The sequence below is a fragment of the Palleronia abyssalis genome (assembly GCF_900302445.1).
Taxonomy (GTDB): domain Bacteria; phylum Pseudomonadota; class Alphaproteobacteria; order Rhodobacterales; family Rhodobacteraceae; genus Palleronia; species Palleronia abyssalis.
In genome coordinates this window covers 16,709-40,688 of sequence record NZ_ONZF01000015.1, presented here as the reverse complement: position 1 = coordinate 40,688, position 23,980 = coordinate 16,709, and the positions used below count along the sequence as shown (strand labels likewise).

The following is a 23,980-nucleotide window of genomic DNA, read 5'->3' as shown; positions in this document are numbered from 1 at the left end:
AGGGTTTCGGCGGAAACTTGCCAATGAGTATCTCATGCGTGACTTGGCCGATGCGCTTATGGAAACCGTCGAGTGCCCGGCCTCGTGGGAAGGGGCACTTGCCGCCCTTTGCTCGTCCGTCGGCGCTGTGCGGGCGCTCATCACGCTGCGCGATCTGGAAACCGCGGACATATACGTCCCCACCGAGGTCGCAGAGACCTACGGCAGTCCGCTGATCCATGGCTTCGACCCGGCCGAGGTCCACGCGTACCTCAGCGACTACATGGTCGACGATCCATGGACCGAGATCGAGCAGCGCCACCCGCCGGTGGAGCCTTACGCCATGTCCACGTACCTGCCGCCCGAGGCGTTGCGTGCGACGCGCCTCTGGGCTTGGCTGGAGCCGCTGCGCATCGGCGACGCCGTGGCCTGCGAGATTGGACGAACGGACCGTCATCGCACGATACTCAACCTTTTCCTGCCTCTTGATGCGGACCCCGACCGGGCTGACATCGCGGTCGACCGGCTTGTTCCCCTGCTTCCGATGGTTCGCAAGGCGTGGGCGATCGGACGTCGCTTCCAGGTCCGCGGCCTGTCGCAGGACGGCCTTGATGCGCTTTTGGGTGCAATTTCGCGCCCGACCCTGGTCGCCACGTGCGCGGGCCGGGTCGACGCCTTCAACGACGCCGCACGTGCGCGGTTCGCATCCTGGGGGATCGATCTTGCCACGGACGCGCCGCTTCACCTTCCCGAAAGGATGGAGGTCCGTCTTGACCCCGGGCTCGATTTCGTTCCGGTCAAGCGTGTGCGCTGTGCTGGCAGGCCGAGCACGGTCGCATCGATCAGCCTGTTTGCGGCCTCGGAGCTATGCGACGGCGAGTCCGTGCGCCGGGTGCTGATGACGCTTGAGGCAGCGCCGGCCGAATCCATCTGGGAGGTGCTGGAACTGACACCGAGAGAGCGTGAGCTTGTCCGGTATCTGGCCCAGGGCCTGACCCATAAGGCGGCCGCCTTCGAGATGGGGCGGTCCTATCCACGGATCATGCAGCTTTGGCGCTCGGCCCGCGAGAAGCTTGGGGTGTCCGATGTCAACGACCTTCGCGTCAGGCATCAGCTGAAGACGCTGCGGCGCTGATCTCAGGGCGATCACGCTGCGGAAGGTCGTGGACTTCGGAGTTCAGGGCGGGGTCGTCGCAGGTCATTCCGGGCATCAATCAAGCGCGCAGGGTGTGGCCGCTGTCGGTATCGAAGAGGTGGACCTCTTCGGTGTCGAGCGACAGGGCGATACGCTCGCCGAAGGCGACGCGGGTCTGGCCGGGTTCGTGGACCGTCAGGCGGGTGTCGTCGGTGGTGGTGCCGTAGATGTAGGATTCTGTGCCCAGTTGCTCGACCGAGGTGACCTCGATCGTGAGTGGGCCGTCCTGGGCGGGTTGCAGCGCGGTGGGGCGGATCCCCAGGGTGACGGACTGGCCGGGCTGGTGGGTGAAGCCGTGGCCAGGCAGGGCGATGCGTTCGCCCTTTTCAAGCAGGAACGCGCCGTCGTCGATGCGCCCGGCAAGGAAGTTCATGCGGGGCGAGCCGATGAAGCCCGCGACGAAGAGGTTTTCGGGCCGGTTGAAGAGGTCGAGCGGGCGGCCGAACTGTTCGAGCCGCCCGGCGCGCAGGACGGCGATCTTGTCGGCCATGGTCATCGCCTCGACCTGGTCATGGGTGACGTAGATCATCGTGTTGCCGAGGCGGCGGTGCAGGCCCGCGATCTCGTTGCGCATGCCTACGCGGAGCTCGGCATCGAGGTTGGACAGTGGCTCGTCGAAGAGGAAGACCTTGGGTTCGCGCACCACGGCGCGGCCGATGGCGACGCGCTGGCGCTGGCCGCCTGACAGATCCTTGGGGCGGCGGTCCAGAAGCGGGTCGATCTGGAGCATCTTGGCGACTTCTTCGGTCTTCTGACGGATGTCGGCGCGGGCGACGCGGGCGTTTTCAAGCCCGAAGGACAGGTTCTGGCGCACGGTCATGTGCGGGTAGAGCGCGTAGGACTGGAACACCATCGCAAGCCCGCGATCGGCGGCGGGGATGCGGTTCACGACCTCGCCCTCGATGACCACGTCGCCCGCGGTGATCTGCTCCAACCCCGAGATCATGCGCAGCAGTGTGGACTTGCCGCAGCCCGAGGGGCCGACGAAGACGCAGAATTCGCCGTGTTCGACGGTCAGGTCGATGCCCTTGATGACCTCGACCGAGCCGAAGGACTTGCGCACGTCGCGGAGTTCGATGCTGGCCATGCGGGTTTCCCGTTATTTGCCGCCGGTCGAGGCGATGCCCGTGGCGATGTATTTCTGAAGGAACATGAAGACGCAGGCGATGGGCAGAAGCGTCAGGACTGTCATCGCCAGAAGGTTCGGCCAGTTGGTCTGGAACTCTCCCTGGAAGGAGAAGAGGGCGATCTGGAGGGTGAACTTCTCGTTCTCCGACAGCACGATCAGCGGCCAGAGGAAGTCGTTCCAGCGCCACATGATCGCAAGGATCGCCAGCACCGCGATGGCGGGCGCGGATAGCGGCAGGATGATGCGCCAGAAGATTTTCCACTCGCTGGCCTTGTCCATGCGCGCGGCATCGAGGATCTCGTCGGGGATGGTGACCATGTATTGTCGCAGCAGGAACACGCCCGTCGGCGTCGCCGCGCCGGGAATGATGACGCCCCAGAGGCTGTTGTATAGGCCCATCTGCGTGACCAGCAGGTAGAGCGGGACCAGAACCACCGTCTGCGGGATCATCAGCGTGGCGATGATCAGCAGAAGCACAGGCGTTCGCCCGCGAAATTCGTATTTCGACAGGGCGAAGGCGGCCATCGAATTGACCAGCAGCATGATGAGCGTGGCCATCACGGTGATGAAGGTCGAGTTGAAGAGGTAGCGGAAGAAGGTGAAACGCTCGAACAGTTCGGTGTAGTTCGAGGTGGTGAAGCCGACGCGTTCCACCGCCTGCAACTGGTCAGTTCGCAGACGGATGCGGTCGTCGGGGGCGTCGGGGCGCACGACCTCGGCGCGGGTGCCGGCGCGGCGGGTCTGGGCGACGTGTTCGCCGGCCAGATCGCCCTCGGTCACGGTGTAGACCTGCAACGGGTCGGAGAAACCTTCTACCTCGACCGTTTCCTGGACGTAGGGGAGGAATCGGGGCGGGAAGCGGTCCAACTCGTTCGGGGTCTTGAACGAGGAGACAACCAGCCAGACCACGGGGCCGAACATCAGCAGGATGCCGAAGGTCAGGTAGGCGTAGGACGCCCAGTCGGTCCAGTGAAGGCGGCCGTTCCGCCCCCGCGTGGCGGTCAGCATGGACCACAGGCTAGCCATCGACGGACCTCCGGTTAAGCCAGAGCTGGATGGCGGTCAGAACCACCAGCACAACCGCCAGAAGGATCGAGGCGGCGGCGGAGAGACCGTAAAGGCGCGGCTGACCGGCGAAGCCTTCTTCATAGATATACTGAATGATGAAGGTCGTCGCGGTGCCGGGGCCGCCGCCGGTGAAGGCATAGACCTCGTCGAAGGTCTGCACGCCCTTGATCAGCGCCAGGATCAGCACGACCAGCATCGTCGGCGCCAGAAGCGGCAGGGTGATGCGGCGCAGGGTTCGCCAGGCCGAGGCACCGTCCATCGTCGCCGCCTCGTAGACGTCGCGGGGGATCGCCTGAAGCCCGGCCAGAAGGATCAGGGTGTAGAACCCCATATGCGCCCAGACGCTGATGAACACCGACCAGAAGAAGGCCCAGTCGGCGTCGGTGATCCACGAGATGCCCCGGACGTCCAAGGCCTCGCCGCCCAAGGCGGTGGTGACGCCCGATAGGGCTGCGATCAGCCAGGTCTGGTTCAGCCAGTCGAGGAAGGCGTTCAGGATCCCTTCGCGCTGTAGGATCCATTTCCACACCAGCGCCACCACGACGGGGCTGAGCAGGACGGGAAAGAAGAAGACCGACCGGAAGAAGCCGCGCGCGCGGATGTCGCGGTTCAGGATCAGCGCGGTGGTCAGCGCGAAGGCGATCATGAAGCCGACCTGAAGCGTGACGAACAGCGTGGTATTGTAGACCGCGCGCCAGAACTTGTCGTCGCGGCAGGTGTTCGGGTCGAAATGGTTGTCGCAGGACAGCAGGTAGTTGAAGTTCTGCGCGCCGATATAAGGGCGGTCGGCCAGCAGGACGTTGGTGCCGCCGGTCAGGCCGTAGACGAAGTTCAGGATGACCGGAAGGAACGCGAACAGGCCGAACAGAAGAATGTTCGGGACCAGGAAGACCCACGCGATCAGAGGCACGCCCAGCATGCGCTGCGCCCCGCGGAACGGGATCTCGATCAGGTTCATGACGGGCGTGATCACACGCAGCATCGCCGAGACCTCCTTTGGCGGAAAGGGCGACCCGAAACCGGATCGCCCCGGGGCACGTGGCCCTTACTGCTGCATCTCGGCCATGGCGGCGTCGAGGTCTTCGCGCATCCGCTGCATCGCCTCGTCGACGGTCAGTTCGCCCACGACGGCCTGGCTGACCCGTTCCACGGTGATGTTGAACATCGCGCGGTTGTTGGGATAGCCCTGATAGGCAAAGGCGGTGGGCGACAGGTTCGGCACCATCGCGCCCCAGGCATTCAGCGCCTCAGCTGCGGGTTCGGACACGTCCTGATATTCGACACCTTCGGACGCGACGCCGGTATGCGCGGGGATGTTCAGCGTCCGCGCGGCGGCCTCGGCATAGATCTCTTCCTGCGCGAGGAAGTCGATGATCTGCGCCACAAGCTCGGCGTTGTCGGACTGGTCGAACCCGACGATCCCGGCACCGCCCGGCATCCCGGTGCAGACGCCGTCGGGGCCGCAGGGGTTGCCGACGACCTGCCAGTCGAAGAAGTCGCCGATCTGCTCTTCCATGCGGCCGGTGTTCCACGAGCCGGAATAGTAGAACACCAGCTCGCCGTTGATGAACTCCTGCGCGGCATCGACCATGGTGCTGCCGCCCGCGCCGCCCCAGACGTCCTGGGCCATCACGCCGGTCTCGTGCCATTCGACAAATTGGGCGACGTAATCCTCGAAGCCCTCGTCCACCAGGATCGGCTCACCTTCCGCATCGAACAGTTCGGCCCCGTAGCTGATCGCGGGACCGGCGATGCGGTGGCCCGAGCGGTCCATGGCCATGGCGAACTGCACGCCGGTGGCGTCGCGCACTTCGGTCGCGGCCTGGGCCCAGTCTTCCCACGTGGCGTCCTCGCCGGGCATCTCGACGCCCGCGTCCTCGAACAGGGTGGCGTTGACGTAGGGGCCGGTGATCGTCAGCTGCGAGTGCATGCCATAGATCCCCTCGTCGCGGTCGCCGCGATACCAGTCGAGGGTGTTGCCGAAGTTCTCCTCCCAATAGGCTTCGTCAACGTGCGGGGTCAGGTCGAGGTAGTATTCGGCCAGACCGCCAAGGTCGGTGACCTTGGCCATGTCGGGCGCGGTGCCGGCGGCCAGTTGGACGGGCAGGTTGTCGAGGATCGCCTGATAGGGGACGGTGTCCACCTCGATGGTGACGCCCTCGTTCTGCTCTTCGAAGCGGTTCAGCAGATCGTCATAGACCTCGCATTCGTTGCCGTCGGAATAGCACATGAAGCGCACTTCCTGGGCCTGCGCCCCAAGGGCCGTGGCCCCCAGAAGGGCCGCAAGCGCGGTGGTGGTCAGGTGTGTTCTTGTCATTTTCCGTGTCCTCCCAGATTCACAGGTCGTTCTTACGGGGCCGCTGCCAGATCCGGCAGCCAGCTTCGATACAGCGGCGCGGCCTCGGTCAGCGGCAGCGACACGCGCTGTCCCGTCCGGGCAGAGTGATAGGCCGCGGTGACGAGTTCAATGCTTTGTCGCCCGTCCTGCAACGTGACTTCGCGCCCGGCATCCCCTTCCAGCGCGTCGGCGATGGCATGGAAGAACCCCGCAAAGCCCGCGCGGGGGGTGTCGAGGTCGGCCAGAACCGCGTCGATATCGGCCTGTGTGTAGGGGTCGCGGGCCGTGAAGCTCCAAGGGGTCGAAACCGGCGCGTAAGGCGCGCTGCCGCTGGTGGCGGTGAAGCCCTGGAAGGTGAATTGCATCCGCGTGGTATCGGTGGCGGCCCCCAGCGTGATCGAGCTTGTGGAAAGCGCGCCGGTGTCGTGTTCGATCAGGATGGCGGCGCAATCCTCGGTCTCGATCCCGTTGACGCGGGTGGCGGTGCTGGCCGAGATCGCGGTGGCATTGCCGAAGATGGTGCACAGAAGGTCGTGGTTGTGGATCGCGTGGCTGAGAACGGCGCCCCCGGCCTCGCCCTTCCATGTCCCGCGCCAGGGGTTGGCATAGTAGTCCGGGCCGCGGTTCCAATGCGTTTCGACCGACGCGGCGAAGGGGCGCCCGGCGAGGTTCGCGGCCTTCAGGGCGCGGATCTGAGCCATGGCGATGCCATATCGGTACTGGAACACCGGGAAGACCCGGCGATCCGCGATCGCCGCCGCGCCGATCAGCGCATCGCATTCGGCCAGCGACAGGGCCAGGGGCTTTTCGCAGACGACATGCTTGCCCGCCTGAAGCGCGCGGGTGGCGGTGGGCACGTGCAGATGCGGGGGCAGGCAGACGTCGATCAGGTCGATGGCCTCGTCGTCCAGAACGGCGTCGAGGTCATCCGTCACCGCGATCGGGCGGTCGCCCGCGACGCCGCGCGCACGGTCCAGATCCAGATCGCACAGGGTCGTCACGGTGAAACGGTCGGGCAGGGTGTCGTAGCCGGCCAGATGCTCTCGCCCGATGCCGGTGCCGATGATCGCGACCCGGATCATCCGCGTTCGGCCATGGCTTGGGCTTGCAACGCCAGCTCCATCACCATGAAGGCGTGGGACTGGGGCATGGCGGTTTCGGTGCGGTCGCGGATGTCGGCGATCAGGCGGGGGAAATAGGGCAGGCCGGCGTCGGCGCATTCGATCTTCTCGCAGCGGTCTCCGTTCACCAGGATCAGGTGATCCGTGCCCTCGGCCCCGCCCACGTCCACGTATTTGCGCAGCTCGATATAGCCCTCGGTCCCCAGGATGGTCAGCCGCCCGTCGCCCCATGTGGGCAGGGCGTCGGGGGTGAACCAGTCCACCCGGATATAGCCGCGGCCCTTGTCGGATCGCAGCGAAAGCTCTCCGAAATCTTGCAACCCGGGGTCATCCGGGTTGGCGTAGTTTGCGACACCGGCCATCGTCACCTCGGCGCTGTCCGAGCCGGTGAAATACAGGAACTGGTCGATCTGGTGGCTGGCGATGTCGGTCAGGATCCCGCCATAGGCATCGCGGTCGAAGAACCAGTCCGGGCGCGTGGGGCGGTTCAGGCGGTGCGGCCCAAGGCCCACGGTCTGCACGACGCGACCGATGGCGCCGTCCGCCACAAGCTCGGCCGCGCGGGTGACGGCGGGCACCTCGAATCGTTCGGAAAAGTTGATCGACCAGATGCGGCCCGTGCGCGCCTGCACGTCGCGGATCGCGGCAAGCTGGTCCAGTGTCGTGCAGCCGGGCTTGTCGACCATCACGTCCTTCCCGGCCTCCATCGCCGCGATGGCAAGCGCCGCGCGGTCGCGGGGGATGGCGGCGATCAGGATCAGGTCGATCTCGGGGTCGTTCAGGATCTCGTCGCGGGTCGCGGCGCGTGTGACATCGGGAAAGCGCTTGTCGAACCCGTCCAGCGTGCCCGGATCACCCTCGGTCCACCAGGATTTGAACGTCGCACCTTCGGCCATCATGTTCCCGGCCATGCCATAAATATGCCGGTGGTCGAGGCCCAGGGCGGCGAAGGTGACGGTCATTGCGGAACCTCTGTGATGTGCCCCTCGGCGGCCGAGCGGGCGATGGCGTCGATCAGGCGATGGGCGGGAAGGGCGGCCCGGCCCGACGCGGCGGGGGGGCGACCTTGGACCAGAGCGTCGGCGAAATCCTCGACGATCGACTGGTGCCATTCATGGGTGAAGGCCATGGGATCGGCCCCGCCGCCGGTGCCGCCCGTGGCGCCGAACGTCTCTTCGCGCCCGTCGCGCCAGCGCACCGCAAGGGTGCCCGAGTTCAGGGTCAGGCTGGCGCGCTCGTAATGCAGCGCGATGGTCTCGGCCGTGCCGGGATAGGACGCGGTCGAAGCGACCATGGACCCCACGGCCCCGTTCGCGAATTTCAGGCCGGCAGTGGCGAAATCCTCGGATTCCATGTCGTGAAAACGGGTCGTCGCGGTCATCGCCTGCACTTGCGAGACCGGCCCGGCGAGGCTGAGGGCCAGGTCGATCGTGTGGATCGCCTGGCTGATCATCACACCGCCGCCGTCGCGGGCATAGGTGCCGCGCCCGGGCTCGTCGTAATAGCCCTGTTCGCGCCACCACGGCACCGTGATCTCGACCAGTCCCAGCGCGCCCAGATCGCCGGTCGCGACCAGCTCTGCGGCCTTCAGCGACGCCGCGCGCATCCGGTGCTGGAAGAAGATGCCGAGGGCGACGCCGGCCTCCTCGCAGACCTTCACGACCGCTTCGGCTTCCTCGGCGGTGCGGCCCACGGGCTTTTCCAGAAGGATGTGCTTGCCCGCACGGGCGAGCGGTTCGACGATGTCCAGCCGGGCATTCGGGGGCGTGGCAATCACCGCGATATCGACGGCGTCGTCGGCGGCAATGGACGCGATGTCGGGATAGACATGCAGGGGCATGTCGGCGGCTTCGGCGAAGGCGCGTGCGCTATCTTCGTGCCGTGCGGCGACGCCGGTCAGGGTCACCTGCGGCGCGTCCTGAAGCGCGCCCAGATGGGTGCGGGCGACCATGCCGGTCCCGATCAGCACGGCGTTGAACCCGGTGCCCTTGGCCATCAAGCCTCCCCCCTTTGTCCGCCCCGTCCGGGATATTCCCAGACGTCCCAATCCCTTGGCGGTCGTCCCTTCCTAGCGGCGCCGAAACGCCGCATCAATCCCGCGCGTGAGCCAGCGCGTCGGGACGCGGAATCGTTCTTATGTAAAGCGCGGAAAGATCAGCCAGACCGCGGGGCAACCGCATGACGAAGGGCAAACAATTCTTAAGACCTCGGACCTAGGATCCCGGCCTTGGGGCGATTTGCCCTTTGAGGAAGCGATGCCAACGACATTGAGGCATGAGAATCTGGTTTCGCACCTTCGCCTGACGCGGGTGGAGCGGCCATTCCACATCATGGCCTACTGGGTGACGCTCGGCCTGGTTTCATGGTCCTATGACCTGCACTGGGCATGCCCGGTGCTGGGGGCCATCGCGTTGATCCTGGACCTGCTTTTGCTGCCCTTGGAATCGCGGCTTCTGGTGCGGAAGACGTCCGGGGCCTTCAAGCTTTATACCACCCTCCATGCCGCTTCTCTCTTCTTCTACGCGAGTTCGCTGGTTTTCCTGCTGTTGGAAGAAGCGGCGAACGTCAAACTGGTCGCGTGGCTGGGACTGACGGCGACCTTCGTGAATTGCCTCGTTCTACGCACAATCGTGCAAAGCATCGCGATCCCGGCGGCTCTTGCCTCTGGAATACCCATCGTGATCGCCCTGCACTACCAGCTTGGGTCCATCGGTGTCGCGCCGGGGATATCTGCGGCGCGGATCGCCTCGGGCATCATCGTTCTGTATCTGGGATTTGCCATCGCCCTGACCATCAAGCTACAGAACAGCTTTCATCGCGCCCGCGGCGCCGAGCGGCGGGCGATGCGTGATCGGGACCGGTTCTTCTCGGTCATCGCGCACGAATTGCGCACGCCCCTGAACGGCATCCTGGGGATCGGCCAGCTTGCGCTCAGCGAAGCCGAAACCTCGAAGGAAAGGGAGCGGGGCCGGATCCTCCTGTCCTCGGCCGAGGATCTGAACAGCCTGCTGAGCGATATCCTCGACCGCGCAAAGCTGTCCGAAGGGAAATTCACCATCGCACCGAAGGTCGCCCACGTTGGCGATCTGGTACACCGAGTCAGGGGGCTGTTCGCCGACAGGGCCAGGGAACAGGGCACGCGGATCGAGGTTGACATCGACCCGTCGGTTCCCGAGGCCGCGGTCGTCGATCCCCTTCGGCTGCGGCAGATCCTGTCGAACCTTGTCTCGAACGCGGTGAAGCACACGGATCACGGAACCATAGCGATTTCGGTCGATCTCGATGCCGCGGGGTTGCTTCGCTTTACCGTATCCGACGACGGGCCCGGCATACCGGCCGCGCATCTGGACCGGCTCTTCACCCCCTATGCCCAGCTCGACGACGACGCGTCGCGATCGGGCCAGGGCACCGGTCTGGGCCTGTCGCTGGCACGCGATCTGGCGCGCGCCATGGGCGGGGATCTGACCGTATCGTCGATCCCCGGCGTTGGAAGCACCTTCGTCGTGACGATCGCCCACACCCCCGCGGCGGATCGGGTGGCGGATGCCGGGAACGGTCGATGCCGGTCCCCCACCAGGTTGACGGGCCTTCGGGTACTGGTCGCCGACGACAACAAGGTCAACCGGCTGGTCGCGCGCCGCATGCTCGAGGCCTCCGGCGCGCATGTCATCGAGGCCATGGATGGGCTGGACACCCTGGACAAGCTGCGTACCAGACCCGTCGACGTCCTTCTTCTGGACCTGCACATGCCCCGCCTGGACGGATGGGCCACCATGGAGCGGATCCGTGCCGCCCCCGACCTGCGGGACCTGCCCGTCATCGTCACCTCTGCCGGGCAAGAGGATATTCCGATCGGGGTGCGCGGCAGCGTGACCAAGCCCCTCGACCGGATGCGGATGATCGACACTGTCGCAGGGGCCGCGATGGCTTACCGGCGTTCGGCCTGAGGCACCGCGGCTCAGGCCAGGCGAACGCTTTCGACCGGGGTGCCATAGGCGGCGACTGCGCTGTCGGCGGTCAGAAGCGGTAGACGCTCGGCCCGGGCCTGCGCCACAAGGATTCGGTCGAACGGATCGCGGTGGATCGGGGGAAGGTCCGCGACGCCAAGCGCGTGCAGCCCCGTAACCGGCAGCTCCAGATACCCGGCCGCAAGACAGGCTGCGCGCAGCCGGGCACCGTCCACGCGAAAGTCGTCCCGCCCCAGCGCGGACTTGATCGCGATTTCCCACAGGCTGGCGGCACTGAAGACCAGCGTCTCGGCCGGATCGTCAAGCCGGGCGCGGGTGTCTTCGGTCAGACGGGCAGCGTCGGACACGGCCCACAGCAGGATATGCGTGTCCAGCAGAAGGCTCATCCCTCGAAATCATCGGCGATCCGGTCCCCCATGCGGTCGAAATCCCCCGGGATCGCGAAGACGCCGGGCAACAGGTTCAGCCGCGACGCCGCGGCGGGTTCGGGCGCGATGGCCGTCACCTTCACCAGTGGCTTGCCCGCCCGTGCGATCACGAACGACTCGCCCGCCGCCGCCGCCGCGACAAGGCGCGACAGGTTGGTCTTGGCGTCGTGGATGTTAACGGTCTTCACGGGCATACCCTCCGGCGGCGAAGTGGACTAGCCTAACTTAGTCCGCCTGCGCGCGTCCCGCAAGCGCGTCCTCGGCGAAACAGTCGCGATGCGCCTCGCGGATGCCGGGCAGGATGCCCAGGATATGCTCCAGGTGGTTGCGCAGCCGCGCGTCGGCCGCGGCAAGGTCGCCCGCGGCCACCGCGTCACGGATCGCGCGGTGATCGGCCAGAACCTCGGTCCGGCGGGCCTGCGACAGCGACAGCCAGCGCACCCGGTCGGTATGCGCCTTCTGCGTGCGGATCACGCCCCAGACGTGTTCATGCCCGGCGATCCGGCACAGCGCCTCGTGAAATTGTTCATCCAGCGCGTGGAATTGAGAGATCGCGTCGGTCGCCGCGAACTCCGCCTGCCGCGCCAGATTGTCGTCCAGCATCGCGATATCCGCCGGGGTGGCGCGGTCGCAGACCAGGCGCAGGCACTCGGCCTCCAGCGCGAGGCGCACGAAAGTCGCATCGATCACCGCCTGTTCCGAGATCGGCGTGACCCGCGTCGCCCGCTGCGGACGCACCGACAGGAAATCCAGTTGAGACAGCCGGAAGAACGCATCGCGCACCGGCTGGCGGGACAGGTCGAACTGGCGGGCGACCTCGACCTCGGACAGCTTGGTGCCGGGCGGCAGGTCCATGGTGATGATCGCGTTATACAGCGCCGCGAACACCCCATCGGTCGATGTGGCGGCGGGCATCGGCACGGCGATGTCTTCGATCCTCATGACACTCCTCTTGCCCTGCGGTCGCACAAGGGGGCAAGCTTCGATTGACTCGGCCCCCCGAACTAGCATACTAGAATGCCAAAGCCTTGGGGAGGGAAAATACGACATGGCGCTGACCGATCCGGATCGACTGTTCCCCGCCGATCAGGGCGTGCGCCGCCTGGCCCGCGGCTTGTACGAGCGTGTGGCCGACCTGCCGATCCTGTCGCCCCACGGCCATTGCGACCCCCGCTGGTTCGCCGAGGATCAGCGTTTCCCGAACCCGGCCGAGCTGTTCGTGGTCCCCGATCACTATGTCTTCCGGATGCTCATCAGCCAGGGCGTGGCCCCCACCGACCTGGGCGTGCCCCGCGTCGACGGGGGCGAGACGGAAACCGACCCGCGCGCGATCTGGCGCCGCTTCGCCGAACGGTATCACCTGTTCCGCGGCACCCCGTCGGCGATGTGGCTGGATCATTCGTTCGAACACGTCTTCGGCCTGACCGAGGTTCTGTCCGCCGACACGGCCGACGCCTATTACGACCATATCGACGCCAAGCTGGCCGAAGACGCCTTCCGTCCCCGCGCCCTGTTCGAGCGGTTCAGGATCGAGGCGCTGTCCACCACGGAAAGCGCGCTGGACGATCTGCAATGGCACCGCCAGATCCGTGAGTCCGGCTGGTCGGGCCGCGTCATCACCACCTATCGCCCCGATGCCGTGGTCGACCCCGAGTTCGAGGGCTTCGCCGAAAACCTCGATAAACTGGCCGAGCTCACGGGCGAGGATTGCGCGACCTGGGACGGATATCTGAACGCCCACCGCGCCCGCCGCGCCTATTTCAAGGAGGTCGGCGGCGCCACCGCGTCCGATCATGGGCACCCGACCGCCCGGACCGAGAACCTCAGCCAATCCGACGCTGCCGCGCTGTTCGACACCGTGCGCAGCGGCAAGGCCACGCCCGACCAAGCCGACGCCTTCCGCGGCCAGATGCTGACCGAGATGGCGAAGATGAGCCTGGATGACGGGCTGACCCTGCAAATCCACGCGGGCAGCCGCCGCAATCACAACGCCGCCGTCTTCGCCCGCCACGGCCGCGACAAGGGGTTCGACATCCCCGGTCGCACCGACTGGGTGGGCGGGCTGAAGCCGCTTCTCGACGCCGTGGGGATGGAGCCGGACCTGACGATCATCCCCTTCACGCTGGACGAAACCACCTACGGGCGCGAACTGGCCCCCATGGCCGGCGCCTATCCGGTGCTGCGCCTTGGCCCGCCATGGTGGTTCTTCGACAGCTTCGAGGGCATCATGCGGTTCCGCGAGGCCACGACCGAAACGGCCGGGTTCTACAACACCGCCGGCTTCAACGACGACACGCGGGCGTTCTGCTCGATCCCCGCGCGGCACGACGTCGCCCGGCGAACCGACTGCGCGTATCTGGCCGGGCTCGTCGCCACGGGCCGGCTGCGCGAAGACGACGCGCACCGGGTCGCCCATGACCTGACATATGGGCTGGCCAAGGACGCATACGGGCTGTGATCGCAGTCCCAAGATCAACCAGGGAGGAGAAAGACCAATGAAGACCCTTACCGCAACGCTTCTGGCCACTGTCGCGCTCACCGGCGCCGCTGCGGCCCAGTCCTGCGAAGTGACGCTGCGCGCGTCCGACACCCACCCCGAGGGCTATCCCACGGTGGTTGCGGTCGAACGCATGGGCGAGATGCTGACCGAACGCTCGGACGGGCGCATCTGCGTCGAGATGTTCCACTCTGCCCAGCTGGGCGAGGAAAAGGACACGATCGAGCAGACCCAGCTGGGCGTGATCGACCTCAACCGCGTCTCGCTCGGGCCGTTCAACAACATCATCGAAGAGACGAAGGTGTTCACGCTGCCCTACATCTTCCGCTCGACCGAGCACATGCACCAGGTCGTCGACGGCGAGATCGGCCAGCAGATCCTGGACGAGTTCCAGAACCACCAGCTTGTCGGCCTGACCTTCTATGACGGCGGATCGCGCAGCTTCTACAACAGCCAGAAGCCCATCACCTCGGTGGACGACATCGAGGGCATGAAGTTCCGCGTCATGCAGTCGGACGTGTTCGTCGACATGGTCGAGGCGCTTGGCGGCAACGCCACCCCCCTGCCCTATGGCGAGGTCTATTCCTCGATCCAGACCGGCGTGATCGACGGGGCGGAAAACAACTGGCCCTCGTACGACTCGTCGGGCCATTACGAGGTCGCGCCCTACTACACGCTGGACCAGCACCTGATGGTCCCCGAGGTCCTGACGATGAGCCAGGCCTCCTGGAACAGCCTGTCAGAGGAAGACCAGCAGTTGATCCGTGAGGCGGCGCGTGAATCCACGCCCATCATGCGCGAGCTGTGGCAGGCGCGCGAGGCCGAGTCAGAGCAGGCGATGCGCGACGCCGGCGTCGAGATCGTGGCCGAGATCGACAAGCAGCCCTTCATCGACGCGATGGGCCCGGTCTACGAAAAGCACGTGACCTCCGAAAAGCTGCAAGACCTCGTCTCGCAGATCCAGGCGGTCGAGTAACCACACACCACCGGCGCCGTCCCCAAGGGGGGCGGCGCCTTTCCTTTTTTCCCCTTGCCATGAACGGGACGGCCATGCGCGACCGCGTCCTTGCCCTTTCGGCCGCGATCTCGCGGCTTTGCACCGTAATCCTCTGGGCCTCGGCCACGGGTCTGGTCCTGATGACCGCCTTGATCGGCTATCAGGTCTGGGGCCGGTTCGTGATGAACGACACCCCCACCTGGACCGAGACGACGTCGATCCTGCTGATGGGCTGGTTCATCTTCCTGGGCGCCGCGGTCGGCGTGCGCGAGGGCAACCACCTCAGCTTCGACGTCGCGCTGCATGTCATGCCCGACAGCGTAAAGAAGGTCTGTTTCACCATCTCGGACCTTGTGGTGATCGCCTTCGGCGCGGGGATGTGCTGGTACGGCTGGACGCTGGCCGCGACGACCTGGGGCTCGACCATCCCCAACCTCGGGATCACCGGCGCCACCGCGTTCTTCTCGCTGATCTTCGGGGGCGTGCTGATGGTGCTCTTGTCCGTCGAACGTCTGCTGCGCCGCGCCGTGGGGATGCATACCGCCCGCTTCGGCGACGTGGTCGAGGAGTAGATCATGGAACTTTGGGTCCTGTTCGGCACGTTCGGTGCGCTTCTTCTGATCGGCACGCCGGTCGCCTTCTGCCTTGGCGCGGCCAGCTTCGCGACCATCGCCTATATCGGCCTGCCCCCCGTGGTGGTGTTCCAGCGGCTGAACTCCGGCATTTCCGTCTTCGCCCTCATGGCGATTCCGTTCTTCATCTACGCGGGCGAGCTGATGGTCCGCGGCGACATCGCCAGACGGCTGGTGGCCCTGGCGGGCGCGGCCGTGGGGCATATGCGCGGCGGACTGGGGCAGGTGAACATCGCCGCGTCGGTTCTGTTCGGCGGCATCTCGGGCTCGGCCGCGGCCGACACCTCGGCCATCGGGGGGCTGATGATCCCGCAGATGGCCGAACGGGGCTATGGGCGGGACTATGCGGTCAACATCACGGTGACCTCGTCGATCATCGCGCTGATGCTGCCGCCGTCGCACAACCTGATCATCTACTCATTGGCCGCGGGCGGGCGTCTGTCCATCGCGGATCTGTTTACCGCGGGGATCATCCCCGGCATCATCCTGGCGGTGTCGCTGATGATCTCGGCGTGGTTCGTCGCCCGCCGCCGCGGCTACCCGACCGAGCCGTTCCCCGGCGCGCGTGCGGCCCTTTTCCTGCTGATCAACGCGGCCCCCGGCCTGATCCTGGTGGCGATCATCTTCGGCGGCGTGCGGTCGGGCGTGTTCACCGCGTCGGAATCCTCGTGCATCGCTGTGATCTACGCCATCGCGGTGACGCTGCTGGTGTATCGGTCCTTGCCGTGGTCGGAATTCGTGGCCGCGACCATGCACGCCGTGCGCACCTCGTCCATGGTGCTGCTGGTGATCGGCGCGGCGGCGGCGTTCGGCTGGCTTCTGGCCTATCTGCGCGTGCCGGCCGATCTGGTGACGTGGCTGAAGGGTGTCTCGGACAACCCCATCGTGATCCTGCTGCTTCTGAACCTGATCCTGCTGCTTCTGGGCACGTTCATGGACATGTCGCCGCTGATCGTCATCACCACGCCGATCTTCCTGCCGGTGGCGACCGCGTATGGCGTCGACCCGGTGCATTTCGGCATCATCCTGATCCTGAACCTCGGGATCGGTCTCTGCACGCCGCCTGTCGGCGCGGTGCTGTTCGTCGGCTGCGCGGTGGGGCAGATCCAGATCGGGCAGGTCCTGCGCTCGATCTGGCCGTTCTACTTCGCCGCCTTCATGACGCTGATGCTCGTCACCTATATCCCGGCGCTGTCCCTGTGGCTGCCTGCCCTGTTCCGCTGAAAGTTCCCATGACCGACCGTCTGACCCGCACCACGCCCGCGCCCAAGCCCGGCATCGTCCACCTTGGCCCCGGCGCGTTCTTCCGCGGCTTCAATGCCGTCTATACCGACGAGGCGATGCAGGCGCAGGGCGGCGACTGGGGCATCCTGGCCGTCAGCCTGCGCAGCGCAGGCCCCCGCGACCAGCTGGCCCCGCAGGACTGCGCTTTCACCTCCGTGACGCTTGGCCCCGCCGCGAAGGAGGCGCGCGTGATCGGCGCGATCACGGGCTGCCTCGTCGCGCCCGAGGATCCGGGCGCGGTGCTGGACGCCATGACCGACCCCGCCATCCGCATCGTGTCGCTGACGATCACCGAAAAGGGGTATTGCCACAACCCGGCCACGGGTCGGCTGAACCGCGATCACCCCGACATCGCCCACGACATCGCGAACCCCGGCACGCCGAAATCCGCACCCGGCTATATCGTCGAGGCGCTGGCCCGCCGTCGCGCCGCCGATCACGCGCCCTTCACGGTGCTCAGCTGCGACAACATCCCCTCGAACGGCAAGCTGGCGCGAGAGATCGTGCTGGACTTCGCCCGCACCCGCGACACGGCCCTGGCCGAGTGGATCGAGGGCAACGTCCGCTTCCCCTCGACCATGGTCGACCGCATCACCCCCGCCACGACCGAAGACGACATCGCCGAACTGGAGGCCGCCGAAAGCTATCGCGACGAAGCGATGGTGAACCACGAGCCCTTCCGCCAATGGGTCATCGAGGATGACTTCCCCCAGGGCCGCCCCGCCTGGGACCGCGTCGGCGTGCAGATGGTCGCCGATGTCGAGGCGCACGAGCTGATGAAGCTGCGCTGCCTCAACGGCACCCATTCGACGCTGGCCTATCTGGGCTATCTCGCCGGGCACCAGACCATCGCCGATGCGGTGGCCGACCCCGATTTCGCCGCCCTCTGCCGCAAGATGTGGAGCGCCGAGATCGTCCCGACCCTCCCCCAGCCCGAGGGCGAGGATCTGCCCTCCTATACCGACGCGCTGCTGGAGCGTTACCGCAACCCCGGCATCCGTCACCGGACGTGGCAGATCGCCATGGATGGCAGCCAGAAACTGCCGCAACGGATGCTGGGCACCATTGCGGACAACCTGAACCGCGGCGTGATCCCGCAGGGCCTCTGCCTCGCCGTGGCGGGCTGGATCCGCTATGTCTCAGGCACGGACGAGCAGGGGCGGCCCATCGACGTGCGCGACCCCATGGCCGACCGCCTGCGCGACGCGGCGACCTCGGACGATCCGGTGGGCAACGTGCTGGCGATCAGCGACATCTTCCCGGCCGAGCTCGCGCGGGACGACCGGTTCCGCGACGCGGTGGCGGCCGCCCATGATCGCCTGACCCGCGACGGGGCCGCCGCCGCCGTGAAAGCCTATGTCGCATGACCGCCATCACCCTGCACCCAGATGACGACGTCGCCATCCTGACCGCCCCCGCCGCCGAAGGGGCCACACCCCTTGGCACCGGCGCGGCGCTTACGAAGCGTGTGCAGACCGGTCACAAGCTGGCCCGCCACGCCATCGCAACCGGTGCCCCGATCCGCAAGTTCGGGCAGGTCATCGGGCTGGCGACCGAGGACATCGCCCCCGGCGCCCACATCCATTCCCACAACTGCGCCATGGGCGGCCATGACGAGACCTACCAGATCGGCCAGGATCTGGACGCCGCCCGCGCCGCAATTCCCGACACTGCGCCCCGGACCTTCGACGGCTATCTGCGCGACGACGGCCGGGTCGGCACGCGCAACATGATCGCGCTGGTCTCGACCGTGAACTGCTCGGCCACCGTGATCCGGCAGGCCGCCGACGCGATCGAACGGTCGGGAATGCTGGACGACCACCCCACCATCGACGGCATCGTCGGCGTCACCCACGGCACCGGCTGCGGCATGGCCGCCGAAGGCCCGGGGTGGGAGAACCTCCAGCGCGTCCTCTGGGGCACCGCCACGCACCCGAACGTCGCCGCCGCGATCTTCGTGGGCCTGGGCTGCGAGGTCATGCAGATCGCCCGCCTGCGCGCGACCTTCGGCGGCGACGGCTCCGAACGCTTCCACGGCCTGACCATCCAGGACACCGGCGGCACCCGTGCCACGGTGGCGAATATTGTCGCCCGCGTGGCCGAGATGCTGCCCGACCTCGCCCGCGCCCGCCGCACGCCGCAGCCCCTGTCGGCGCTGACCGTGGGCCTGCAATGCGGCGGCTCGGACGGGTATTCGGGGATCACCGCGAACCCTGCGCTCGGAGTCGCCTCTGACCTGCTGGTCGGGCATGGCGGCACCGTGATCCTGTCCGAAACGCCCGAGATCTACGGCGCCGAACAGCTTCTTCTACGCCGCGCCGCCTCTCCCGCCGTCGCCGATGCGCTGGTCGAGCGTCTGACCTGGTGGAAGAATTACGCCCAGATGCATGGCGGCACGATGGACAACAACCCCTCGCCCGGGAACAAGGCGGGCGGTCTGACGACGATCCTCGAAAAATCGCTGGGCGCCGTGGCCAAGGCCGGATCGACCCCCCTGAACGGCGTCGTCCAGTACGGCGAGCAGGTCCGCGACCGGGGGCTCGTGTTCATGGACACCCCCGGCTTCGATCCCGTCTCGGCCACCGGCCAGATCGCGGGCGGCGCGCAACTGATCGTCTTCACCACCGGCCGCGGCTCGGCCTTCGGATCGAAACCCGCGCCGACGCTGAAGCTGGCCACGAACGACCGCCTCTTTCAGCAGATGGAGGAGGACATGGACCTCAACTGCGGCGACATCGTCTCGTCAGGCGTATCCCTGCAACACAAGGGGTCCGAGCTTCTGGACCTGATCGTCGCCACCGCCTCCGGCCGCCCCTCGAAATCCGAAACGCTCGGGCTTGGCGACCACGAATTCGTGCCCTGGCAGATCGGCGCGGTGATGTAGGCCGCGCCTCACATGCACCCGTTATGGCGCCGCCAGTTGGCCGCGTCATGCCCGTCGGGCGCACCGGCGGCGCATGGATCGTCGGCATATCCCCGCAACACGCCATAACGGCGGGTCTGCGTTTCGCTCAGAATGGGCTGGGTCTCCAGGTGGCGCGACAGGTGGATGAACCGCAGATCGCCGCGGGCGGCCTCGGCCGCGGCGATCAGCTGGACCAGCGTTTCACGGTCGGGCATGCCGTCGCGGAACGCCCCCGACAGCGCGGCTTCGGCCTCGATCAGGCGCGTCCCCGCCTCGATCGCCTCGGCCCGCATCTGCGCCTCGATGGCTTCGATCCGGGCGACCTGCTGCGCGCTCAGCTCCATTGGGTCCGCCAGCTCCAGCAGATGGGCGGGGCCGGGTACGCCGTTCAGCTCGGCCGGCAGCGCCAGCCCCCGCCGGCGCGCAGCTCGGCGATGTCATCGGCCGACAGGCCCGCGATCTCACGCTCCTGCAGCCCCGCATAGGGGGCCGAGGGTCCGTCATGGGACTGCGCCCACCCGATTGAGGGCAGCGCCAGTAGGATCAGGACAAAAATCGGGATCGGCATGGGGCACCTCTGCTTGGCTTGTGCGCGGGAACCCTAGCACATCCGCCGCCGTCCGCTCAGTCCCGAATACAATCCGCGACACCCAGCCACGGCCCGGCACTTTCGGGCAGCGTCACCCCCTCGCGCGCCAGCCATGCGCCCAGCAGCCCAGCCATTTCGGCCCGGTTCCGCTGCACCGGGCGGTGGCGCGCCGAGTCCGGCCCGGTCCATGGCCCCCAAGGATCGCCCGCCAGATGCGCGCCCAGCACCGAGTTCTGCACCCGGCACTTGCCCACCGATTCCAGCGTCGCGCAGCTGATCGTCCCCTGTCCCGACACGTCCGCCATCCGGCAGTCCAGATCCCCGCGATATGGCGAGGTTCGCACCCCCTCGAACCACTGCCGCCCCAGTAAAGCGCCCCCCGCCGCGATATGCCCGTCATCGTCGAAGGTGCAGCGGTCGAAGACAAAGCCGAAGGGCGTCGCGATGTTCGTCGCAGGCGCGGCGACCCACGTGGACGCCCCACGTTCCCCGCGAGAGGTGATGCGGCACCGGTCGAACACTGCGGTCGCCTGCCCGAAGATGAAATCGACGTCCCCCGCGATCTCGCACCCGGTCAGATACGTCCGCGCGGTCGAGAACGGGCGCGGATGTTGCAGATACAGCGTGTCCTGGAACGACAGCAACACAAGCCCCTCCAGATGCACCCGGTCGGCCCCCGCGACATGCAGCGCGACCGCCTGATGCTGGCCTTGCGCGAACCGCCCCCGCGCGTCGGGCACGGCCCCCTCGGGCGCGGCGGCGGCGCGGTCGCAGGCATAGGTATTCTCGACCGTCAGACCGCGCAGGGTGGTGTCGTCGGCCTCGATCCTGACGACGCCCGAATTGTGGGTGGTGATGATGTCCCTCGCGCAGATCGCATCCACCACCGCGCGCACGGGGGGCGGTGAGCCGTCGAACCGCCCCGCAAACCGGCGGCGATACTCGGCCCCCGGCATCTGCGCGTCGATGGCGGCAGACAGGCGCGCACCGTCGGGGGCGGTGATCGTCAGGGGCGGCGCGGCGCGCGGCACGATCACCGGCCCCTCCCCCTCGCCCCGCGTCAGGCGGATATGGCGGCGCACCCCCGTGACCACGGCCCGGTCGATGGCTGCTTGCAAGTCGCGCGGGTGGATAACCTCGTCGGGGGACGCATCCGTCACCGTCCAAGGGACCCACGGATCATGCCGTTCGCCCCCCGCATCGCCGGTCCGGGACAGGACGGCGGTGGCGTCGACCGCGTCCCCGGTCATTCCCCGGCGACGGCGCGTTTCTGCGCGGGCATTTCGGCCAGCAGCCCCTCGGCCGCGGCCATCATCATCGGGCCGACCCCCTTGGCGTCGTCGGCCACGCGCGCCTCGGTCAGGTAGTAATCCGCGCTGCCGTCGCGCATCCGCCCCTCGAACAGGCCAAGGCCCGCGACCTCGCAAATCTCGACCATGCGCGCCGCTTCGGCGTCCATCGCCTGCGCCTCCAGCGCGGCGCGCATGCCCTCGGCGTCGCCCTGCCAAAGGCCCAGCCGCACCGCCTTCGACAGTGCATAGACGACCATCGCCGAGGCCGAACTTTCGGGATAGTTCCCCGCCAGATCGGGGCGGTCGATCACCTGCAACCACAGCCCGCCCGGCATCCGCAGCGCCGCAATGCGGTCCAGCAGCGCCTCGGTCGCGGGGCGCAGCGGCGCAAAGCGCGCCTGCCCAACAAGCTCGGCGATGTCGACCAGCGCCATCGCCAGCCACCCCAGCGCCCGCGCCCAATGCGCGCGCGAGTGGCCCGTTTCCGGGTCAGCCCAAGGCTGCTTTCGCGCCTCGTCCATGGCGTGGGCGTAAAGCCCGGTCTCCGGCACCCGCGTCATGTCCAGCGCCGTCTCGACCTGCCGCAGCGCGTCGTCGACCAAAGCCCCATGCCCGGTGCGCAGCCCGTATCCGATCTGGAACGGCGCGCCCATATAGATCCCGTCCAGCCAGACCTGCCAGGGATAGCGCAGCTTGTGCCAGTAAACCCCGCTTTGCGTGCGCGGATGGGTGGCCAACTGATCGGCCAGCCGGTCGGCGGCGGCCAGCCAGACCGGATCACCTTCAACCTGATCCAGATACAGCAACGCCCGCCCCGACAGGATATTGTCGATGTTGTACGCACTGGGATCGAACCCCGACAATTCACCCCCCGGCCCGACCTGCGCGCGGACCAGCCGGACCAGATGCGCCAGCCAGCGATCCTCGCCCGTGGCCCGGTGCAGGCATTCCAGACCGCGATAGATGCAGCCATCCTCGTAACACCACGCACCGCCCTTGTAGGGGCTGTGATCGCGGGCATAGGCGTCGAAATAGGCGGTCAGGTCCATGCGGGCTCCGTCGGATTTTGGGCTGGGGTCTCGATCCGGCCGGTGATGTCGGCATGGACGGCGAACAGCGGAACGTGGCGCATCTCGGGCACGCCAAGCGCCATCAGGGGCACCTCGGGCACGGCGTCGTCCGCGAAGGAGATGCGCACGCGGGTCAGGGTCACACGCTCGATCGGCGCTTCGGGCAGGCCGAGCGCGGCCAGCCCCACGGGACCGGCGCCCGTGGCGGTGATATCGGTCAGAGTGATATCCCGCAGGCGCGGCGTGCCGATGCCCACCGGCGAAGGGTCGCGGGACTGCACCGCGTCGGACTTGCCGTCGGCGTCGCAGAAATAGAACGGGTTCAGCGCGACGGGCGTGGCGACGCCGTCCATCGCGATCCGCTCCAGCGCGATGCGCGCGACCTGCCCGCCCCTGCCGCGCCGTGTCTTGACGCGCAGGCCCCGGTCGGTCCCCTCGAACATGCAGTCGCGGATGGTGACATTGGTGATGTCGCCCGACATCTCGGACCCCATGACCACCGCGCCGTGCCCGAACGCCATGCGGCACTGTTCGATGACCAGCCCGCGCGTGGGCGACAGGTGGTCGCCCTCTCCGTTCGGGCCGCGCTTGCCCGCCTTCACCGCGATGCAGTCGTCCCCGACCGAGATATCCAGCCCCACCAGCCGCGCATCGACGCAGCTTTCGGGGTTCAGCCCGTCCGTGTTGGGGCTGTCGGCGGGGTTGCGGATGGTCAGGGCGGCGGCGGTCAGCCGGTCGCAGCGATACGGATGCACGGTCCACGAGGGCGCGTTCATCACCGTCAGGCCGCTGATCTGCACGTCGTCCGAATGCGCCAGGAACAGTGCGCGGGGGCGGCGGGCGCCGTCGCGCGTCCCCTTCGGCCAGGACCACCAGTCGCCCCGGTCGCCACCCGCGTCCAGCGTGCCGCGCCCGGTCAGGATCAGGCCGTCGCAGCCCACGCCGGTCAGGGGCGCGGCGAAACTCGCCTCGGGCAGCCCCTCCCACGTGCCGATGACGCGGCCCCCCTCGCGGGCGGGCAGGATGGGCCAGCCGGAGCGGTCCCCGTGCGCGGCCAGCACGCAGCCCTCGGGCAGCCACAGCGTGATGCGGGGGCGCAGGAAGACCGGCCCGCTGGCGATGCGTCCCACCGGCAGGACCAGCGTGCCCCCTTCGGGCACCGCCGCCACCGCGCGGGCCAGCGCGTCGGTATTGTCGGGCGCGCCCGGATCGACCCCGTGATCGGCGGCTGCCACCAGACCGGCGCAAGGCGCGGTGCGGAACGCCAGCCGCTTCGGTCCGCACACCAGCGTATACCCCGCGTCGGGCAACAACCCCTCGACGAACAGCGGCGCGACCTCGGCGCGACCCTCGCGGACCAGCGCGCCCGACGCATCCTCGATCCGCCAGTCCAGCGGCCGGGGCAGCGCGAAGCGGGTGCCGTCGGGGGTCAGCAGGAACGTGGCCGTGCAGGGCGACACGGCGATGAGGGACAGATCGGGCATGGAA

The 23,980-nt window shown here is 67.5% G+C and carries 23 protein-coding genes; 8 read left to right on the top strand and 15 right to left on the bottom strand.

Annotated features, from left to right (window positions below):
• Positions 1-34 precede the first annotated feature (34 nt).
• Entirely contained in the window at positions 35-1,114 is a 1,080-nt protein-coding gene (locus tag PAA8504_RS19875) for a helix-turn-helix transcriptional regulator (RefSeq protein WP_108895888.1), read from the top strand.
• Positions 1,115-1,193: 79 nt separating this feature from the next.
• Here the strand turns inward: PAA8504_RS19875 and PAA8504_RS19870 are convergent, their stop codons facing one another.
• The 7 genes from PAA8504_RS19870 to PAA8504_RS19840 form a co-directional block, all read right to left on the bottom strand.
• The gene (locus PAA8504_RS19870) at positions 1,194-2,261 is read right to left on the bottom strand and encodes an ABC transporter ATP-binding protein (protein ID WP_108895887.1); all 1,068 of its coding nucleotides are present in this window, start codon (positions 2,259-2,261) and stop codon (positions 1,194-1,196) included.
• 12 nt (positions 2,262-2,273) lie between these two features.
• A complete protein-coding gene (locus tag PAA8504_RS19865) occupies positions 2,274-3,329 on the bottom strand; it encodes a carbohydrate ABC transporter permease (protein ID WP_108895886.1) in 1,056 nt (351 codons plus the stop codon).
• On the bottom strand, positions 3,322-4,353 hold the full coding sequence (locus tag PAA8504_RS19860) for a carbohydrate ABC transporter permease (RefSeq protein ID WP_108895885.1): 1,032 nt from the start codon (positions 4,351-4,353) through the stop codon (positions 3,322-3,324). Before PAA8504_RS19860 ends, PAA8504_RS19865 begins: the two co-directional genes overlap by 8 nt.
• Before the next feature lie 63 nt (positions 4,354-4,416).
• The gene (locus PAA8504_RS19855) at positions 4,417-5,688 is read right to left on the bottom strand and encodes an ABC transporter substrate-binding protein (RefSeq protein ID WP_108895884.1); all 1,272 of its coding nucleotides are present in this window, start codon (positions 5,686-5,688) and stop codon (positions 4,417-4,419) included.
• Positions 5,689-5,720: 32 nt separating this feature from the next.
• Positions 5,721-6,791 (bottom strand): Gfo/Idh/MocA family protein, encoded by a 1,071-nt coding sequence (locus tag PAA8504_RS19850; protein WP_108895883.1) that lies wholly within the window; start codon positions 6,789-6,791, stop codon positions 5,721-5,723.
• Positions 6,788-7,792 (bottom strand): Gfo/Idh/MocA family protein, encoded by a 1,005-nt coding sequence (locus tag PAA8504_RS19845; protein ID WP_108895882.1) that lies wholly within the window; start codon positions 7,790-7,792, stop codon positions 6,788-6,790. The genes PAA8504_RS19850 and PAA8504_RS19845 overlap by 4 nt, the downstream gene beginning before the upstream one ends.
• Positions 7,789-8,826, bottom strand: a complete 1,038-nt coding sequence (locus PAA8504_RS19840; RefSeq protein ID WP_108895881.1) for a Gfo/Idh/MocA family protein — start codon at positions 8,824-8,826, stop codon at positions 7,789-7,791. The genes PAA8504_RS19845 and PAA8504_RS19840 overlap by 4 nt, the downstream gene beginning before the upstream one ends.
• Before the next feature lie 259 nt (positions 8,827-9,085).
• On the opposite strand from PAA8504_RS19840, the gene PAA8504_RS19835 reads away from it, so the two are divergent.
• A complete protein-coding gene (locus tag PAA8504_RS19835; protein ID WP_108895880.1) occupies positions 9,086-10,777 on the top strand; it encodes an ATP-binding response regulator in 1,692 nt (563 codons plus the stop codon).
• Positions 10,778-10,788: 11 nt separating this feature from the next.
• Here PAA8504_RS19835 and PAA8504_RS19830 read toward each other — a convergent pair whose 3' ends face one another.
• Genes PAA8504_RS19830 through PAA8504_RS19820 form a run of 3 tightly spaced genes read right to left on the bottom strand, consistent with a single transcriptional unit; the run spans position 10,789 to position 12,168 of the window.
• Positions 10,789-11,184, bottom strand: a complete 396-nt coding sequence (locus PAA8504_RS19830; protein ID WP_108895879.1) for a type II toxin-antitoxin system VapC family toxin — start codon at positions 11,182-11,184, stop codon at positions 10,789-10,791.
• Positions 11,181-11,414 carry a type II toxin-antitoxin system Phd/YefM family antitoxin gene (locus PAA8504_RS19825; protein WP_108895924.1) on the bottom strand — a complete coding sequence of 78 codons (234 nt, stop codon included), beginning with the start codon at positions 11,412-11,414 and terminating at the stop codon, positions 11,181-11,183. Before PAA8504_RS19825 ends, PAA8504_RS19830 begins: the two co-directional genes overlap by 4 nt.
• A gap of 37 nt (positions 11,415-11,451) precedes the next feature.
• Entirely contained in the window at positions 11,452-12,168 is a 717-nt protein-coding gene (locus PAA8504_RS19820) for a GntR family transcriptional regulator (protein ID WP_108895878.1), read from the bottom strand.
• Between the two features lie 106 nt (positions 12,169-12,274).
• Here PAA8504_RS19820 and uxaC point away from each other — a divergent pair, with 106 nt between their 5' ends.
• The 6 genes from uxaC to PAA8504_RS19790 all read left to right on the top strand — a co-directional run bounded on the left by uxaC (position 12,275) and on the right by PAA8504_RS19790 (position 19,520).
• A complete protein-coding gene (gene uxaC, locus PAA8504_RS19815; RefSeq protein ID WP_108895877.1) occupies positions 12,275-13,684 on the top strand; it encodes a glucuronate isomerase in 1,410 nt (469 codons plus the stop codon).
• Positions 13,685-13,721: 37 nt separating this feature from the next.
• Positions 13,722-14,699 carry a TRAP transporter substrate-binding protein gene (locus tag PAA8504_RS19810; RefSeq protein WP_108895876.1) on the top strand — a complete coding sequence of 326 codons (978 nt, stop codon included), beginning with the start codon at positions 13,722-13,724 and terminating at the stop codon, positions 14,697-14,699.
• Between the two features lie 74 nt (positions 14,700-14,773).
• Complete coding sequence (locus tag PAA8504_RS19805) at positions 14,774-15,292, top strand: TRAP transporter small permease (protein WP_108895923.1); 519 nt, start codon at positions 14,774-14,776, stop codon at positions 15,290-15,292.
• 3 nt (positions 15,293-15,295) lie between these two features.
• On the top strand, positions 15,296-16,576 hold the full coding sequence (locus PAA8504_RS19800) for a TRAP transporter large permease (protein ID WP_108895875.1): 1,281 nt from the start codon (positions 15,296-15,298) through the stop codon (positions 16,574-16,576).
• Between the two features lie 8 nt (positions 16,577-16,584).
• A complete protein-coding gene (locus PAA8504_RS19795) occupies positions 16,585-18,003 on the top strand; it encodes a mannitol dehydrogenase family protein (RefSeq protein WP_108895874.1) in 1,419 nt (472 codons plus the stop codon).
• Positions 18,000-19,520: a UxaA family hydrolase gene (locus PAA8504_RS19790; RefSeq protein ID WP_108895873.1), complete on the top strand. Its 1,521-nt coding sequence runs from the start codon at positions 18,000-18,002 to the stop codon at positions 19,518-19,520. The genes PAA8504_RS19795 and PAA8504_RS19790 overlap by 4 nt, the downstream gene beginning before the upstream one ends.
• 8 nt (positions 19,521-19,528) lie before the next feature.
• Here the strand turns inward: PAA8504_RS19790 and PAA8504_RS19785 are convergent, their stop codons facing one another.
• From PAA8504_RS19785 to pglA, 5 genes are read right to left on the bottom strand one after another with little or no spacing between them, the layout of a single operon-like run.
• The gene (locus PAA8504_RS19785; protein WP_108895872.1) at positions 19,529-19,885 is read right to left on the bottom strand and encodes a hypothetical protein; all 357 of its coding nucleotides are present in this window, start codon (positions 19,883-19,885) and stop codon (positions 19,529-19,531) included.
• Positions 19,886-19,929: 44 nt separating this feature from the next.
• Positions 19,930-20,109 carry a hypothetical protein gene (locus tag PAA8504_RS19780; protein WP_108895871.1) on the bottom strand — a complete coding sequence of 60 codons (180 nt, stop codon included), beginning with the start codon at positions 20,107-20,109 and terminating at the stop codon, positions 19,930-19,932.
• A 56-nt stretch (positions 20,110-20,165) separates the two neighbouring features.
• Positions 20,166-21,380: a pectinesterase family protein gene (locus tag PAA8504_RS19775; protein ID WP_108895870.1), complete on the bottom strand. Its 1,215-nt coding sequence runs from the start codon at positions 21,378-21,380 to the stop codon at positions 20,166-20,168.
• A complete protein-coding gene (locus PAA8504_RS19770) occupies positions 21,377-22,471 on the bottom strand; it encodes a glycoside hydrolase family 88/105 protein (RefSeq protein WP_108895869.1) in 1,095 nt (364 codons plus the stop codon). Before PAA8504_RS19770 ends, PAA8504_RS19775 begins: the two co-directional genes overlap by 4 nt.
• On the bottom strand, positions 22,462-23,976 hold the full coding sequence (pglA, locus tag PAA8504_RS19765; RefSeq protein ID WP_108895868.1) for a polygalacturonase PglA: 1,515 nt from the start codon (positions 23,974-23,976) through the stop codon (positions 22,462-22,464). The genes PAA8504_RS19770 and pglA overlap by 10 nt, the downstream gene beginning before the upstream one ends.
• Between the last annotated feature and the right edge of the window lie 4 nt (positions 23,977-23,980).

Coding starts and splice junctions, on each gene's coding strand:
- PAA8504_RS19790 (WP_108895873.1), top strand. CDS start 18,000: ATGACCGCCATCACCCTGCACCCAGATGACGACGTCGCCATCCTGACC.
- PAA8504_RS19800 (WP_108895875.1), top strand. CDS start 15,296: ATGGAACTTTGGGTCCTGTTCGGCACGTTCGGTGCGCTTCTTCTGATC.
- PAA8504_RS19835 (WP_108895880.1), top strand. CDS start 9,086: ATGCCAACGACATTGAGGCATGAGAATCTGGTTTCGCACCTTCGCCTG.
- PAA8504_RS19805 (WP_108895923.1), top strand. CDS start 14,774: ATGCGCGACCGCGTCCTTGCCCTTTCGGCCGCGATCTCGCGGCTTTGC.
- PAA8504_RS19860 (WP_108895885.1), bottom strand. CDS start 4,353: ATGCTGCGTGTGATCACGCCCGTCATGAACCTGATCGAGATCCCGTTC.
- PAA8504_RS19785 (WP_108895872.1), bottom strand. CDS start 19,885: ATGGAGCTGAGCGCGCAGCAGGTCGCCCGGATCGAAGCCATCGAGGCG.
- PAA8504_RS19775 (WP_108895870.1), bottom strand. CDS start 21,380: ATGACCGGGGACGCGGTCGACGCCACCGCCGTCCTGTCCCGGACCGGC.
- PAA8504_RS19830 (WP_108895879.1), bottom strand. CDS start 11,184: ATGAGCCTTCTGCTGGACACGCATATCCTGCTGTGGGCCGTGTCCGAC.
- PAA8504_RS19780 (WP_108895871.1), bottom strand. CDS start 20,109: ATGCCGATCCCGATTTTTGTCCTGATCCTACTGGCGCTGCCCTCAATC.
- uxaC (WP_108895877.1), top strand. CDS start 12,275: ATGGCGCTGACCGATCCGGATCGACTGTTCCCCGCCGATCAGGGCGTG.
- PAA8504_RS19870 (WP_108895887.1), bottom strand. CDS start 2,261: ATGGCCAGCATCGAACTCCGCGACGTGCGCAAGTCCTTCGGCTCGGTC.
- PAA8504_RS19795 (WP_108895874.1), top strand. CDS start 16,585: ATGACCGACCGTCTGACCCGCACCACGCCCGCGCCCAAGCCCGGCATC.
- PAA8504_RS19840 (WP_108895881.1), bottom strand. CDS start 8,826: ATGGCCAAGGGCACCGGGTTCAACGCCGTGCTGATCGGGACCGGCATG.
- PAA8504_RS19850 (WP_108895883.1), bottom strand. CDS start 6,791: ATGATCCGGGTCGCGATCATCGGCACCGGCATCGGGCGAGAGCATCTG.
- PAA8504_RS19855 (WP_108895884.1), bottom strand. CDS start 5,688: ATGACAAGAACACACCTGACCACCACCGCGCTTGCGGCCCTTCTGGGG.
- PAA8504_RS19845 (WP_108895882.1), bottom strand. CDS start 7,792: ATGACCGTCACCTTCGCCGCCCTGGGCCTCGACCACCGGCATATTTAT.
- PAA8504_RS19875 (WP_108895888.1), top strand. CDS start 35: ATGCGTGACTTGGCCGATGCGCTTATGGAAACCGTCGAGTGCCCGGCC.
- PAA8504_RS19810 (WP_108895876.1), top strand. CDS start 13,722: ATGAAGACCCTTACCGCAACGCTTCTGGCCACTGTCGCGCTCACCGGC.
- PAA8504_RS19770 (WP_108895869.1), bottom strand. CDS start 22,471: ATGGACCTGACCGCCTATTTCGACGCCTATGCCCGCGATCACAGCCCC.
- pglA (WP_108895868.1), bottom strand. CDS start 23,976: ATGCCCGATCTGTCCCTCATCGCCGTGTCGCCCTGCACGGCCACGTTC.
- PAA8504_RS19865 (WP_108895886.1), bottom strand. CDS start 3,329: ATGGCTAGCCTGTGGTCCATGCTGACCGCCACGCGGGGGCGGAACGGC.
- PAA8504_RS19820 (WP_108895878.1), bottom strand. CDS start 12,168: ATGAGGATCGAAGACATCGCCGTGCCGATGCCCGCCGCCACATCGACC.